We start from the raw sequence: 13,617 nt of genomic DNA, 5'->3' as shown, positions 1-13,617 counted from the left end.
CACGACGACATCCACCCTGACGGCCACATACCATCCAGATGCAATGTCCGGATCAGGGGACAGTGGAGAAATCTCACCGGTCTTCTACGGGAAATCTCACCGGTTCTTCTGAGGGGACAAGAACGCGTTTCCCGGGTGCTGACCAGGGCAGGATAGCCGGCCCGTGACGATAGCGTTCAGGCCGAATGAACAAGGGAGGACCAGGATGAAAGCGGTTATTCAATGTGGAGGAATGGGAACACGCCTCCGCCCCTTCACTTCGGTCTTGCCGAAGCCGCTCATGCCGATCGGCGCACGGCCGGTTCTCGAGATGCTTCTGAAATGGTTGCGACGCAACGGCATTCAGGAAGTTTATATTACAACCGGGTATCTCGGCCACTTGATCCGCACCGTGTGTGGAGATGGCTCGCAGTGGAACCTGAAAATTCGATATACGCAGGAGATGGAGCCGCTTGGCACCATCGGGCCACTGTCTTTGATCAGGGATGAACTGACGGAGCCATTCATCGTTCTCAATGGCGATGTCCTCACGGATCTAAGCCTCAGTCGATTTGTAGCAGCGCACCGTAAGCACACCGATCCAGTGACGATCGCAACAGCCTGTCGCCTGATCAAGATGGATTTCGGCGTCATCGACGAAGTCGACAATACCGTGCAGGTCTTTCGCGAGAAGCCGACGCTTTCGCATCTGGTCAGCATGGGAATTTACTGCATGAACCCGGATGTTCTGCAGTTTATCCCATCCGGCATACCCTTTGGGTTCGACGACCTGATGCTGCAGATGATGCAGAACGGCACAACCGTGCACGTGTACAAACATGAGGGTCTCTGGCTCGATATCGGGCGCGTCGACGATTTTCAGAACGCACAGGCCATTTCCTGGGAAGACCAGTCGGCCTCGATCGAGGTCACTGCGACGGCTGCATGATGAAGTCACGAGCCCGGTTCCCACAGTTATCAGTCTAGGAGGTTGTGATGCTCTTGGTCAGTGCCCCGATCTTGGGTGTGCCGGAGAAGACTGCTTTGACCAAGGTCATCGACAGCGGCTGGCTGACCATGGGGGAGCAGGTACGAGCCTTCGAACAAGCTTTTGCCGACGTTCATGATGCGGAGGATTGCGTCGCGGTCAGTTCTTGCACCGCAGCGCTTCATCTCATTTTGCACGCACTTGGCATCGGACCGGGCGACGAGGTGCTGGTGCCATCCTTGACGTTCGTGGCGACCGCAAATGCGGTCCTCTATGTCGGTGCGACGCCGGTTTTCGTCGACATCGAGTCAGCCGACGTGCCGCTGATGTCGATCGTGGAAGCCGAAGCGAAATGCACGGCCCGCACCAAGGCAATCATTCTCGTTCATTTCGCCGGCTACCTCGCCGATCGGGAACAATGGCAGAGGCTCGCCCGTGCCCGGGGGCTGCACATCGTCGAGGACGCGGCGCATGCGCCGGGCTTGAAGGAGGTGGGGACATTTGGTGCCGCAGCCGCCTTCAGCTTCTACGGCAACAAGAACATGACCACGGCGGAAGGCGGGGCTGTGATCGCCAGGGATGCCGGTCTGCTCGAGACAATCCGCCAGGCGCGTGGACATGGGATGACCACCGGGACGCGTCAAAGGCTGAACAGCCGCACCCCTCAGTATGATGTCACCATGCTCGGATTCAACTATCGCATGGATGAATTGCGGGCTGCGATCGGACTGGTCCAGCTGCAAAATCTGCAGGAGTGGAATGAGATCAGGCGTATCCTGGTCATGCTGTATCGCCGTCTCATAGCGAAGCATTGCCCGGCCGTGACCATCCCATTCCACGAGCCGCGGACGTCGGCCTACCACATCATGCCTATCCTTTTGCCACGTTACGCCGACAGGCAAGACGTCATCGACGCACTGCGCGGGCAAGGGATACAAACCACTATCCACTACCCGCCGGTGCACCAGATGACGCTCTATCGTGAGCTCATTCCCGGTACTCACTTACCGCGCACTGAAGATTTCGCGCAGCGCGAACTGACTGTACCGCTGCATCCGCAGATCACCGCGCCATTGGTCGAATCGGTAGTCGTCGCTCTTGCCGCGGCGGTCAATAATTGCGCCCAGACAGGAACAGCCGCATGAATGCCCTGGATCTAGCCATTCACCGGTCTAACGTCTCGAGCGCCGCCCATGGGTCTGCGAGACGAGCAATCGATCTTGTCATTGCGGCAGCCGCGGCGATCGTCTTCGCCCCGCTGATGCTGCTGATTGCCGTGGCGCTGCTGCTGGAAGGCGGGCGGCCCATCTTCTTCACACAGACCCGCGTCGGGGCCGGTGCTCGCCCATTCCGCATGTACAAGTTCCGCAAGTTCAGCGTTCAATGCGACCCCGGTGGCTTGGCTCTGACCATGGCCGATGACAGCCGCATGACGCCGATAGGACGGTTCCTCGCCGTCACCAAGTTCGACGAACTGCCACAGCTTTGGAACGTCTTCAGAGGCGAGATGGCAATCATCGGGCCACGCCCGGAGAGCCTTGCCTTCGCCGATTGTTTTCGCGGGGGCTTCGAAGACGTTTTACAATACAAGCCAGGCTTGCTGGGTCCAGCCCAGGTTCTCTTCCGGCATGAAGCCCGTTTCTATCCGCGATCGGTGGACCCGCTACTGTTCTATCGCCAGGTTCTGTTTCCTGCCAAAGCCAGGCTCGACCTTTCCTATTATCCGCAGCGCACGATCGGCTCCGATGTTGTGTGGATGGTGCGCGGCTTGCTGGCGGTGCTTGGCGTGGTTTCGCCGCCGCCGATTGGACCTTGAGAGCAGGTGGGACATCCGCGCTCTCGTGGATTTGCAAAGTCAGTGCCTCACGTCATAGGGGGAACGCTTGGGTCATGGCATACAAGGGCAGGAAAGTTCTGGTTACGGGTGCCGACGGGTTCATCGGTTCTCATCTCACCGAAGCACTCGTCCGCAGCGGCGCCGACGTCACCGCGCTGGCACTCTACAATTCCTTCGACAGCCACGGCTGGCTGGACGATTTGCCCGACACCATACGACGCCAGTTGAATCTCGTCCGCGGCGATGTTCGCGACAGCGCGTTCCTTAACCGGATCGTGCGTGGCCAGGCGGTCGTGTTTCATCTCGCCGCACTGATAGCTATCCCGTATTCGTATGCCGCTGCCCAGTCCTATGTGGAGACCAACATCCTGGGCACGGTCAACGTTCTCGAAGCGGCGCGCCAATGGGAGACGGAGCGTGTAGTGCACACTTCGACAAGCGAGGTTTACGGCACCGCGCTGACAATGCCTATCAGCGAATCCCACCCGTTGCAGGGACAGTCACCATATTCGGCATCCAAGATCGGCGCGGACATGATGGCGGAGTCCTACGCCAGATCGTTCGACATCCCAGTGGTCATCATGCGGCCCTTCAATACGTACGGCCCGCGCCAGAGTGAGCGGGCCATCGTACCGACCATTATACGCCAGGCTCTCGACAAAAAATGCCCGGCGATCATGGTGGGAGACACAAGCCCGATCCGCGATCTTACTTTCGTGGAAGACACCGCGGCGGCGTTTTTGACCGCAGGTTCCGCCGAGCTCGAATTTGGCCATGCCTACAATGCCGGAAGCCAGCGCGCTGTGACGATCTCGGACATATTGGATTTGGTGATCGAGTTGAGTGGCTGCAAGAAACCAATCCACCGGGACGAGCGCCGCCTGCGGCCGCAGAATTCCGAGGTGCGTGCCTTGCTGGCCGATTCTTCGCTCCTCGAAAGTAAGACTGGATGGCGTGCCCAGACCAGCCTGCGCGAAGGCTTGGAGCGGACCATCGGATGGTGGCAAGGGCGCCTCATCGAAGGCCGGGTGCGACACGAAATGGGTTACATGACATGAGCTTTCGCCCGGGAGGATTGGCTCCGCTGTTGATTGCGGCCGCGGTATCGCCGGATTCGAGCCAGAAGGAGATTGTCGCCCATGGTCCTCGTTGATCGAATCCTTATTGTCGTGCTCGGCATGCTGGCTGCCATGGATACGGCTGCTGCAGCGGAACCGCGGGTCGCCTATCGACTTTCTGCCGGCGACACCGTCGAGATTGGAATTGCCTCCATCCCGGAGCGAACGCAACGTGCGGTGGTCCAGATGGACGGCACGATCGCGCTTCCCGAAGTCGGTATGGTTTCGGTGGGCGGCTTAACTCCGGCTGAACTGCAAACGCGCATGCAGACGATCTTGCCGACCAAGATATTCCACCAGCGTCTGCCTGATGGGCGGGAGCAAATGATCGTCATCAAGCCGACAGACGTGACCGCCGTGGTTGCGGAGTACAGGCCGATCTATGTGACCGGCGACGTGCTCACTCCCGGACAGCAGGCCTACCGCCCGCTGATGACCGTGCGGCAGGCGATTGCCGTGTCAGGCGGTTTCAGCCTTTTGCGATCCCGGGCAAACCAGGTTGGCCCAGATCCGGTGGATCTGCGGCGCGATTACGAGTCGCTTTGGGGGGAATATACGAGAGATTATTTTCATAGCGCCCGCATCCGCGCCGAACTTCAGGACAAACCGACTTTCGACATGCAGCCACCACAAGGATCTCCCTTGCCGGCAAGTTTTGCGTCGGCGATCGCGCAGGCTGAAGCGGAAGGGCTGAAGCTCTCGTTGGACAACTTCCAGCAAGAGCAGGGCTTTCTGGATAAAAGCGGCAAGGATGCCGCCGCACAAACCGAGACCTTGCTCAAACGCGAGCAGGCCGAAGCGGATGGGGTGAAGGCGGACGAAGACGATCTGGCGCGCGTAAGAAAAGCGTTTGAGTCCGGAAATCTCACCAACAACCGGCTCGCCGACGTCCGGCGCGCTTTGGTTCTCTCTTCCAGCCGGGCACTCGAAACGTCGGTTGAGCTTATGAGAGCACGACGTCAGCAGGACGATTTTGCCAGACAGCACGAACGCAATGACAACCAAAGAAGGATGGGTCTGCTGATCGAGTTGAAGGATACCAACGTGCGCCTTGCCGACGTCAGCGCAAGGCTTCGCGCCGCCAGCCAAAAGTTGCAGCCCACGGGAGCTGCCGCACTGCCGTTGCCGGTTGCCGGCGAGAAGGTCCAGGCCGAGGTCACGATCATTCGCAAGGTCGGCGAAGAATGGCGAAAACAGCTTGCCCAAGAAGACACCGAGGTCATGCCGGGAGACACGATCGAGGTCAGATTCAGCAGCGCTCTCGAAAATGCGGCGACCCGATAGATCGGGCCGCGTTTCGCAACCGCTTTACTGCCTGAAGGCCCTGGAAAACTGGTCGGTAAGGGGCTTCATCAAGTAGGACCAGACACTGCGCTCGTCGGTTCTTATGTGGACTTCGGCGGGCATGCCCGGTTTGAGTATTTTCTCTCCTGTCAGGCACGTCGCTTCATTCTCGACGTCGATGCGCGCCGAAAAAAAGGAAAGCTGGCGTTGCTGATCCTTGATCAGATCCGCTGAGACGCGCTTGACCGAGCCTTCGCAAGCAGGTGTGGTGCCGGCGTCGAACGCTGGAAAGCGGATCGACACCTGCTGTCCGGGATGAATCTCATCGATACGCGACGGAGGAATGGAAGCGTCGACGACAAGGTTGTCGGAATCGGGCACAATCATCATGAGCACCTCTCCTGCGCCAATCACGCCTCCTACGGTATGGACCGAGGATTCTTGTACTGTGCCCGATTGCGGGGCACGAATGTCTGTCCTGCTGAGTTCGTCTTCGGCCACCACCTGGCGCTCGCTGAGCTCGGTCTGCTTGGCTTCGGTTTCGCGAAGTTCGTTGGTCACGTCGCTCCGCATTTGTTCGTCGAGCTGAAGCACCTGCAGGTCCGTTTCACTGATGTGAGCTTGTACCTCTGCTATCGCTGCGACAAGGCGTCCCGATTCGCCGCGAGCCCGGGTCTTGTCCAGGCTGACATTGCTCAACCTCTCCTTGGACACCAACTTCTTTGCGTAGAGAGATTCGACATCCGCAAGGTTCTTGGTCAGCAGATCCAGAGACTCGTCCGTTGCAGACTGCTGTGATTTGAGGCCATCGATCTGACGTTCCAGCTGCTTCGCGCGGCTTTGTAATTGTGCCTTCTGGCCAGCCAGCGCCGCAGCACGGCTTTCAAACAAGGCACGCTCGCCACTGACAAGTGCCACCACTTGCGGGTCGCCCATTTGAGCGCGAAGGTCGGGCGGGATCTGCATTTCCGGCAGACCCTGGCGCTCGGCCTCCAGTCGGGCCAGACGAATGGTGGCGCGATTGAGGTCCTCGGTGATTATCTGCAGGTTTGCTCGGGTCAATGTGTTGTCCAGCCTGACCAACACATCGCCGGCCTTCACATGATCGCCGTCCTGCGCGAAGATTCCGCCGATGGTGCCGCCGGTTTGATGCTGGACTTTTTTAATGTTGCTTTCGACCACCACGGTTGCGGGCGCAATCACCGCGCCGGCAATCTTGGTCAATCCCAACCAGAGCCCTCCGCCAAAGATCAACAGCAAGCTGGTTGCCAGGCCCAAGAGCAGATTGGCCCGGATGCCATCCGGCTCTGGCTTCGTCTCCAACGAACGGCTTTCGCCATCGGCTGCGACGTATGACGACACGGCAACAGCAGAGCGATACCTCGCATATGCCCGGCTGCACCTTTGTGCGGCGGAACGACAATGTGCTGCTAGGCTCCGGACCAGAGTACCCCAGGGTAGATTGGCTCGAATCCCATCCGGCTCCGGCTTCTCCCCGGTCGGCTGGCCTTCGCCGCCAACCGCAGCATATGACGACATGGTCACGTTAGACACTAAGCAATACCTCACGCATGCCCGCTTGCACCGTGCTGCAGCGGAACGACAATGTTTGGCTTGTCCGGGCGCGGGAAGGGCCGGATCACATTTGCCAGAACGTCTTCGCGCGAGCCGAACGAATGGAGCATCCCGTTCGACAGGACGAGTACCTGATCGATGTTGACGAGAGCGGAGGGGCGATGCGCAACGACGATCACGATACCGCCGCGCTGACGCACTGCCAGGATTGCGCCGGCCAAAGCAGCATCACCGTCTGCATCCAGATTGGAATTTGGTTCGTCAAGAACGACGAGGAATGGATCGCCGTAAAGTGCCCTGGCAAGCCCGACGAGCTGCCTCTGCCCAGCCGAAAGGGCCGCGCCGCCTTCTCCGATGCGTGTTTGAAAACCCTGCGGAAGACGCATGATCATCTTGTCCACGCCCGCAGCCTTGGCAGCTGCCAGCACGCCTTTTGCGTCGCGCTTGCCGCCGAACCTCGAAATGTTGTCGGCGATCGTCCCGTCGAACAGCTCAACGTCCTGCGGAAGGTAGCCAATATGAATGCCGAGCAGTTCTGAATTCCACTGATCGAGCGAGGCGCCGTCCAATCTTACCGTGCCACGAAGCGGCTTCCATGCCCCGACCAAAGCGCGCACGAGCGTGGTCTTGCCGGAGCCGCTCGGGCCGACGACCGCCAACCCTGCGCCTCTCGCCAAGCGGAAGCTTACATTGAAGATGGTGGGCTTCTGCAGGCTTGGTGGCGCGACGGTCAATTCCTCGACCTCAAGCTCAGCCTTCGGGCCGGGCAGTTCCATTGGCTCTTGCTGGCTATCAAAAGCATCCAGGGCTGCCGACAGTTCGGTATAGCTTTTGCGGGTTGCCAGAAACCCTCTCCAGTTTGCGATCGCCACATCGACCGGCGCCAGCGAGCGGCCCAGCAATATGGACGATGCAATGATCACGCCAGGCGAGGCCTCGCCGCCGATCACAAGATAGGCACCAAGCCCTAGCACACATGATTGCAGGGCCATTCGGAGCGTCTTCGACAGTGAGCTTGCTGCGCCGACGACGTCGGAGAGCCGTTCCTGGTTCTTCAGATAAAGATGACTGACCTCGTTCCAGCGCCGGCTAAGCGGGGCGGAAAGGCCCATCGCCTGAACAACCTCTGCGTTGCGGCGGCCGGAGTCGGCCAGAAGCCGCTGCGCTACGAGTGTCTCAGATGCACGAGCCGCAGGTTTGCGGCCGATGATCTCGGCAACCACCGTCAAAAACACAACGGCACATGCGCCGAGCGTTGCCAGCACGCCAAGCGCGGGGTGCAGCAGATAGATGACCACCATATAAAATGGTATCCAGGGAGCGTCGAATAAGACTGTCGGCCCGAGCCCGGAAAGAAAGCCACGTAGCTGGTCCAGATCACGAAGCGGGTGTACCCGGTTCGCATCCGGCCCGGCGACGAGGGGCAGGGAAAGCGAGGCTGCGAACGCTTTTTGCTGCAGATTTCTATGCAGGCGGCTGCCGATGCGGACCAACAGGCGAAGCCTCACGAAATCGAGGAGCCCATAGGCCGCGTAAAGTCCCAGCATCCCGACTGTAAATCCGACAAGAGTCGGCACGCTCTGCGAAGGCAGCACGCGGTCATAGACCTGGAGCATGTAGACGGAGCCGGTCAAGGCGAGGATATTTATCAATGCCGAGAAAATGCCTACGCCGACGAGGCCGTGCACACAGCCGAACATTGCGGAGCGGAGATCGAGCGAGCGCCCTTTGGTCGACTTCATGATGTGCGCTCGTTGACGCGAAATTGCCGCGCAATCTCGTCGATTCTTTCGATGAGGGACAAACTTTAACCTTCCGGGAAGCAGCAGCCCCGCCCCGCTGCTGAACATTACGAATTGCTTACATACGTGCCTTCTTTGATTAAAATGTAGCAAAATCGTGACGCCAGGCTGAGAATTCGGCAACTGGCTCGCCAGGCTGGGGATAACCGGGTCGGGTAAGGAGATATTCCTAATCATGACACGGCGCAGAAGCTTATGGTCATCTTTGTAGCATCAAGGCTTCAAAGCGTCTGGGGAGGGATCGGTTTTGATTTTGTCGATCGAGAGTTAAACGGTTTTGAGATACACTTCATCGGTACGCAATTGTCGGCCACCAACGCCGGCTAAATCGGGAGGCGAGTGTCGTGAGCGAAGAGATCAACGTTGCCGATGCCTACGGCAGGGGGCGCAGCACCTTCATGGGATTGCAGTTGCTGGTCTCGCCCGGTGCGCTTGTTCCTCGGCCGGAAACGGAACTGCTCGGCAAGGCCACTCTCGATGTCCTGAGCCAACTGAACCTGCCGGTGCCTCGCGTTGTCGACATGTGCTGTGGGGCGGGCAATCTGGCGTGCGCCATCGCGCACCACGCTCCCACCGCGCGCGTGTGGGCAAGCGATCTTACCGACGGATGCGTGGAGGTCGCGCGCCGCAACGTCACCCATCTTGAAATCGAGGACCGGGTAACGGTGCTTCAGGGCGACTTGTTCAGCGCCTTCTCAGGGTTGGAGCTCGACGGCACGATCGACGTGATCGTTTGCAACCCGCCCTACATTTCGGAAAAACGGCTCGAGGGCGACCGTTCGCATCTGGTCGAGCTCGAGCCGCGTGAAGCATTCGCAGCCGGCCCCTACGGCCTGAGCATCCACATGCGGGTGCTCAAGGAGGCGCCGCGCTATTTGCGGCGCGGAGGCATCCTGCTTTTCGAGGTGGGGCTTGGCCAGGACCGGCAGGTCATGAGTTTGCTCGAGCGTTCCAAGGCCTATGAGAGTATCCGGGCAGTCACCAACCAGGCCGATGAGGGCAGGGTGGTTGTGGGACATACGAGGGCGCAGGCGTAAGCATCGCAGCCGCGGCAGGTAGACGCGCTGTCGCGGCTAGAAACGGCCGGGAAGTTGAAACAGAGTTGCGCGAGATTTCGGCGATCAGTTTCTCTTGCGTCAGTTTCTCTTGCGCATGACGTATTGCGCAATTCCCTCGATGGAATCGAGATTCTCCGGCAGCAGCTCGCTGTCTTCAACCGTGATGCCGAAGGTCTCCTCGATGAAGCCGATAACCTCGAGCACACCCGTCGAGTCCACGATGCCCTGGTCGAGGAGCGAGGTGTCGCTCTCCAGGCTCTCGGGATCGGCTATATAGAAATTCGAAGCCAGGAAAGCGCGAATTTGTTCGCTGCAGGTATCGGTTCTATCCTTGGTAGATAACATTGATTTCGCCTCCGGTACAAAAGATGAATGCTGATCAACTTCGCCCTGGTACCGACTCATGACAGGGCCGTTTTTTTGAGCTTACCCGTGTCGGTCATCGGCAGACTGGGTACGATGACGATGGACTTCGGAACCATGAAGTTTTCCAGCCGTCTCTGGCACTCTTTCTGCAACTGTTTTTCACCGATCATGCTTCCCTGCTCCATCACGACAAATGCCTTCACTGCTTGCCCGAGCAGCTCGTCCGGAACGCCGATGACCGCGGCTTCCCGCACGCCCGCAATGTTCATCAACACGTTTTCCACTTCCTTCGGCGCTATCTTCTCTCCGCGCGATTTTATGATCTCGTCGCCGCGACCGACGAAGTAGAGGTAGCCCTCGGCGTCCATCCGGCAGTAGTCGCCGGTGTATAGGACCTGCTCACCCGGCAGCGGGCCGGGCTTGAGCTTCCTGGCTGTCGCCTCCGGCTTGCCCCAATAGCCCTTCATCACCGTCGCTCCGCGGATGACGAGCTGACCAACGACGCCGGGGCCGACCCGCCTGTCATGCTCGTCGACAATCCACATTTCCGTATTGGGGATGGCGATCCCGACGCTCGACGGCTTTCGCTCCAGATCCTCCGGCGGCAGGTAGGTGCAGCGCTTGCATTCGGTAAGGCCGTACATCGAATAGATGCGGGCGCCAGAAAACAGCTCCTGCAGCAGGAGAATGTGCTTGAGCGGCAGGGCGGCCGCAGTGTTCGTGACATAGCGAATACTCGAAAAATCCTGATCCCTGAGAGACCTGAGCTCCCCGAGTGCGGCGAAGATGGTCGGTACGCCGGGAAAACCCGTCACCCTTTCTTGCTTGATCAGCCCAAGGATCTGCGCCGGGAAGGCGAACGAGCGCTCAAGCACCAGCCGGGCGCCCGCACCGAATGCCATGATCATCTGGTAAAGACCGTAGTCGAAGGCGAGCGGCAGGACATTGAGGATCACCTCGTCTTCGGCAAGCGCCAGGTATGAGGAAATCGAGGCGCACGCGGCGATCATGTTTCGATGCGTCAGCATCACGCCCTTGGGCTCGCCCGTCGAGCCGGACGTATAAATGATCGCAGCGAGATCGATGTCGATGCAGCGGCGCGAGGGCGGCGTGCTGCGGGCTGCCGCGACCGCGGCGTCCCAGCGCACAGCATGCGGCAATTCTTGCAGGTCGCTGTGTTCGATCGGCCCGGAGACGATCATGCGGCGCAACGATGGGCAATTCCGCGCCGGCTCCCTGAAAATCGAGTGCAGGTGTTTGTCGGTGATCAGTGCCGTCGGGCGGCAATCGTTGAGCAGATAATCAAGCTTGTCGCTTTTGGTGAGCGGATTGACGATGCACACCACGGCGTTGGCCTTGAGCACCGCCCAGAACGCAATGACGGCCTCGACAGTGTTGTCGGCGAAGACCACCACGCGATCGCCACGCGCAATTCCGGCATCGGTCAAATGGTGCGCTATGGCGTTCGAACGCATATCGAGATCGCCATAAGTGACACGTTGATTGCCGCACACCAGGGCCACCTTCTCGCCGAGCCGGCTGGCAGAGTGGGTGAGATAGTCGTGCAGGAGCGGTACGGCGCCATGCATCATGCGAGCACCTCTTCGCGGTGTTCGCGGTCGATATCGATGCTGAGCTTGAGCGTGCGAGCCCCACTTGGACGGCTCGCGATAAATTGCCGATGAAGAAGCTGCGTCGACAGCACCCCGACAAGCGCCATATTGTCGGAGTTGGACAGGTCGCCGTCGCCGGCGCTGGCCTGGCACTTGCTCAGGAGCCGGGTAACCGACTTGGGGTCGAAGACGTTCGCTTCCCGCAGCGCCGCCTCCGAAAGTGCTTCGCGAATGTAGGCCGGAGCGCCATCTGCGACAAAGCAAAGCGCGTTGGGAGCCCGGTAAGGCTGCTTCTTGCGGGTGACGATTTCCGACGGCACGATCGGTTGCGCTACGCGCTTCAGCACATGCTTTTCATCGAGCACGCGCAGCTTGTAGGCGGCCGGAAGCGAATTCGCGAGTCTCACGAGTTCATGATCGAGGAACGGGAAGCGCCCCTCGACGGAATGAGCCATCAGCATCCTGTCCCCTTGTGAGGAAAGCAGGTATCCCGACATCAGCGTCTGAATCTCTATATACTGGTCCTGCGCAAGAGAGCCCCATCGCGAAAACTCCGGCGGCAGGCGGGCAAGCAGCTCGGACACGGCGTTGCGGCGCTCCGTTTGAGCGCGCATGTCTGCCGAAAACAGCCGCTTGATGGCGCTTGTGGTACGCCAGCGCGTGCCATGCGCAAAACCAGGCGCGTCACAGGCGTGGATGTCGCGACCGAAGAACTGGCGTGCCATCGCCTGCTGCTGCACCGGCGAGCGGCTGAGATAGGGATAGAGGCGCTCCAGCAGCCGCGAGCGTCGCGTCGAGGCGGGCTGGCGTCCCCAGAAGCGGCGGACCTTGCCCTCGCGGAACAAATCGTAGCCGGCGAACATTTCGTCGGCCCCTTCGCCGGTCAGCACGACCTTGATGCCGTGCTGGCGCACCAGTCTCGAGAGCAGGAACAGCGGCGCCGGCGCGGTCCTGAGGATTGGCCGCTCGGTGTGGTAGATCACCTCAGGGAAGATGCCAGCGATATCGCTGCGCGAAACAACCACCTCATGATGGTCACTGCCGGCCACGCCGGCAACCAGGCGCTGGAAATGCGTCTCATCATACTCGGCGTCGGCAAAACGCAGCGAGAAGGTCTGGAAGCGCTCGCCCGCGAAGCGTCTCCCCAGCGTGGCGATCAGCGAGCTGTCGAGCCCGCCGGACAAATAGCAGCCGACCGGCACGTCGGCGCGTACTACCCTGAGCGCCGTCGCGGCTTCCAGGGCGCTGCGCACTTCCTCCACCGCGTCATCAAGCGAGCCGGTGAATTCATCATCGCCGGGTCCGTCAACCTCTGGATAGTCAGGCTTCCAAAAAGCCCGCTCCCGGACGACGCCGCTGTCATAAATGCGGACATGCCCCGGCGTGAGTTCGCTTACTCCTCCAAACACGCCTTGTGGCGGCGCGACAGTCCAGAGTGTGAAAGTCTGATCGATGCCGGCTGGATCGAAGGCGCGGGGTATATCCGCATCGGCCGCGAAAATGGCCTTCACCTCGCTGGCGAAGTAAAGCCGTCCGCCATGCTCGCAAAAGTGCAGCGGGCAGATGCCGAACCGATCCCGCGACAAGACGAGACGACCTGCCACGGAGTCCCAGATGGCGACTGCCCACTGCCCATTCATTCGCTCGAAGGCGGCCTCGCCCCAGGCATGATAGGCATGGACGATGACCTCGGTGTCGCTGCGTGTGCGAAAGCGATAACCGAGCGCGACCAGGTCTTGTCGCAGCTCGACGTAATTGAAGATTTCGCCGTTGAAGACGATCCACATTGTGTCGCCCGCGCCGGCGAGTGGCTGCTGGCCGCTTGCGAGATCGATGACGGACAGGCGGGCATGCGCCAATCCTGCACGTCTGTCGCGGTAAAGGCCGCGCTCGTCCGGGCCGCGATGCGCCAGCGCGCCCGCCATACGTATCAGCGCATCCCGGGAAGGGGACGCCGCTGCGGCGCTCAGCGACACAATTCCGGCGATGCCGCACAT

General features: G+C 60.1%; 11 protein-coding genes. 6 read left to right on the top strand and 5 right to left on the bottom strand.

Going from position 1 to position 13,617, the window contains the following annotated elements; genetic code table 11:
* Positions 1–205: 205 nt before the first annotated feature.
* From NKJ23_RS06770 to NKJ23_RS06750, 5 genes are all read left to right on the top strand, one after another.
* Positions 206–928, top strand: a complete 723-nt coding sequence (locus NKJ23_RS06770) for a nucleotidyltransferase family protein (RefSeq protein ID WP_352679313.1) — start codon at positions 206–208, stop codon at positions 926–928.
* A gap of 47 nt (positions 929–975) precedes the next feature.
* On the top strand, positions 976–2,112 hold the full coding sequence (locus NKJ23_RS06765) for a DegT/DnrJ/EryC1/StrS family aminotransferase (protein ID WP_023675620.1): 1,137 nt from the start codon (positions 976–978) through the stop codon (positions 2,110–2,112).
* The gene (locus NKJ23_RS06760) at positions 2,109–2,783 is read left to right on the top strand and encodes a sugar transferase (protein WP_023675621.1); all 675 of its coding nucleotides are present in this window, start codon (positions 2,109–2,111) and stop codon (positions 2,781–2,783) included. Before NKJ23_RS06765 ends, NKJ23_RS06760 begins: the two co-directional genes overlap by 4 nt.
* A 74-nt stretch (positions 2,784–2,857) precedes the next feature.
* Entirely contained in the window at positions 2,858–3,862 is a 1,005-nt protein-coding gene (locus NKJ23_RS06755) for an SDR family NAD(P)-dependent oxidoreductase (RefSeq protein ID WP_352679310.1), read from the top strand.
* An 81-nt stretch (positions 3,863–3,943) separates the two neighbouring features.
* Entirely contained in the window at positions 3,944–5,206 is a 1,263-nt protein-coding gene (locus NKJ23_RS06750; RefSeq protein WP_352455325.1) for a polysaccharide biosynthesis/export family protein, read from the top strand.
* 24 nt (positions 5,207–5,230) lie between these two features.
* On the opposite strand, the gene NKJ23_RS06745 is transcribed toward NKJ23_RS06750, so the two are convergent.
* A complete protein-coding gene (locus NKJ23_RS06745) occupies positions 5,231–6,529 on the bottom strand; it encodes an HlyD family type I secretion periplasmic adaptor subunit (RefSeq protein WP_245274645.1) in 1,299 nt (432 codons plus the stop codon).
* A gap of 242 nt (positions 6,530–6,771) precedes the next feature.
* On the bottom strand, positions 6,772–8,523 hold the full coding sequence (locus tag NKJ23_RS06740) for a type I secretion system permease/ATPase (RefSeq protein ID WP_352679308.1): 1,752 nt from the start codon (positions 8,521–8,523) through the stop codon (positions 6,772–6,774).
* 404 nt (positions 8,524–8,927) lie between these two features.
* On the opposite strand from NKJ23_RS06740, the gene NKJ23_RS06735 reads away from it, so the two are divergent.
* Positions 8,928–9,620, top strand: coding sequence for a N5-glutamine methyltransferase family protein (locus NKJ23_RS06735; protein ID WP_352679306.1), 693 nt, complete (start codon positions 8,928–8,930; stop codon positions 9,618–9,620).
* A 99-nt stretch (positions 9,621–9,719) separates the two neighbouring features.
* Here NKJ23_RS06735 and NKJ23_RS06730 read toward each other — a convergent pair whose 3' ends face one another.
* From NKJ23_RS06730 to asnB, 3 genes are read right to left on the bottom strand one after another with little or no spacing between them, the layout of a single operon-like run.
* Positions 9,720–9,986 (bottom strand): acyl carrier protein, encoded by a 267-nt coding sequence (locus NKJ23_RS06730; protein WP_023675628.1) that lies wholly within the window; start codon positions 9,984–9,986, stop codon positions 9,720–9,722.
* A gap of 56 nt (positions 9,987–10,042) precedes the next feature.
* Positions 10,043–11,599, bottom strand: a complete 1,557-nt coding sequence (locus NKJ23_RS06725; RefSeq protein ID WP_352679304.1) for a class I adenylate-forming enzyme family protein — start codon at positions 11,597–11,599, stop codon at positions 10,043–10,045.
* Entirely contained in the window at positions 11,596–13,617 is a 2,022-nt protein-coding gene (asnB, locus tag NKJ23_RS06720; RefSeq protein ID WP_352679302.1) for an asparagine synthase (glutamine-hydrolyzing), read from the bottom strand. The genes NKJ23_RS06725 and asnB overlap by 4 nt, the downstream gene beginning before the upstream one ends.

The sequence above is a fragment of the Mesorhizobium sp. M0184 genome (genome assembly GCF_040322215.1).
In the GTDB taxonomy this organism is placed as follows: domain Bacteria; phylum Pseudomonadota; class Alphaproteobacteria; order Rhizobiales; family Rhizobiaceae; genus Mesorhizobium.
This window is presented reverse-complemented; position numbering and strand designations above follow the sequence as displayed.

What these genes read in the sequence shown, in the direction of transcription:
- NKJ23_RS06755 (WP_352679310.1), top strand. Translation starts at nt 2,858, where the DNA reads ATGGCATACAAGGGCAGGAAAGTTCTGGTTACGGGTGCCGACGGGTTC.
- NKJ23_RS06765 (WP_023675620.1), top strand. Translation starts at nt 976, where the DNA reads ATGCTCTTGGTCAGTGCCCCGATCTTGGGTGTGCCGGAGAAGACTGCT.
- asnB (WP_352679302.1), bottom strand. Translation starts at nt 13,617, where the DNA reads ATGTGCGGCATCGCCGGAATTGTGTCGCTGAGCGCCGCAGCGGCGTCC.
- NKJ23_RS06770 (WP_352679313.1), top strand. Translation starts at nt 206, where the DNA reads ATGAAAGCGGTTATTCAATGTGGAGGAATGGGAACACGCCTCCGCCCC.
- NKJ23_RS06750 (WP_352455325.1), top strand. Translation starts at nt 3,944, where the DNA reads ATGGTCCTCGTTGATCGAATCCTTATTGTCGTGCTCGGCATGCTGGCT.
- NKJ23_RS06725 (WP_352679304.1), bottom strand. Translation starts at nt 11,599, where the DNA reads ATGATGCATGGCGCCGTACCGCTCCTGCACGACTATCTCACCCACTCT.
- NKJ23_RS06760 (WP_023675621.1), top strand. Translation starts at nt 2,109, where the DNA reads ATGAATGCCCTGGATCTAGCCATTCACCGGTCTAACGTCTCGAGCGCC.
- NKJ23_RS06730 (WP_023675628.1), bottom strand. Translation starts at nt 9,986, where the DNA reads ATGTTATCTACCAAGGATAGAACCGATACCTGCAGCGAACAAATTCGC.
- NKJ23_RS06740 (WP_352679308.1), bottom strand. Translation starts at nt 8,523, where the DNA reads ATGAAGTCGACCAAAGGGCGCTCGCTCGATCTCCGCTCCGCAATGTTC.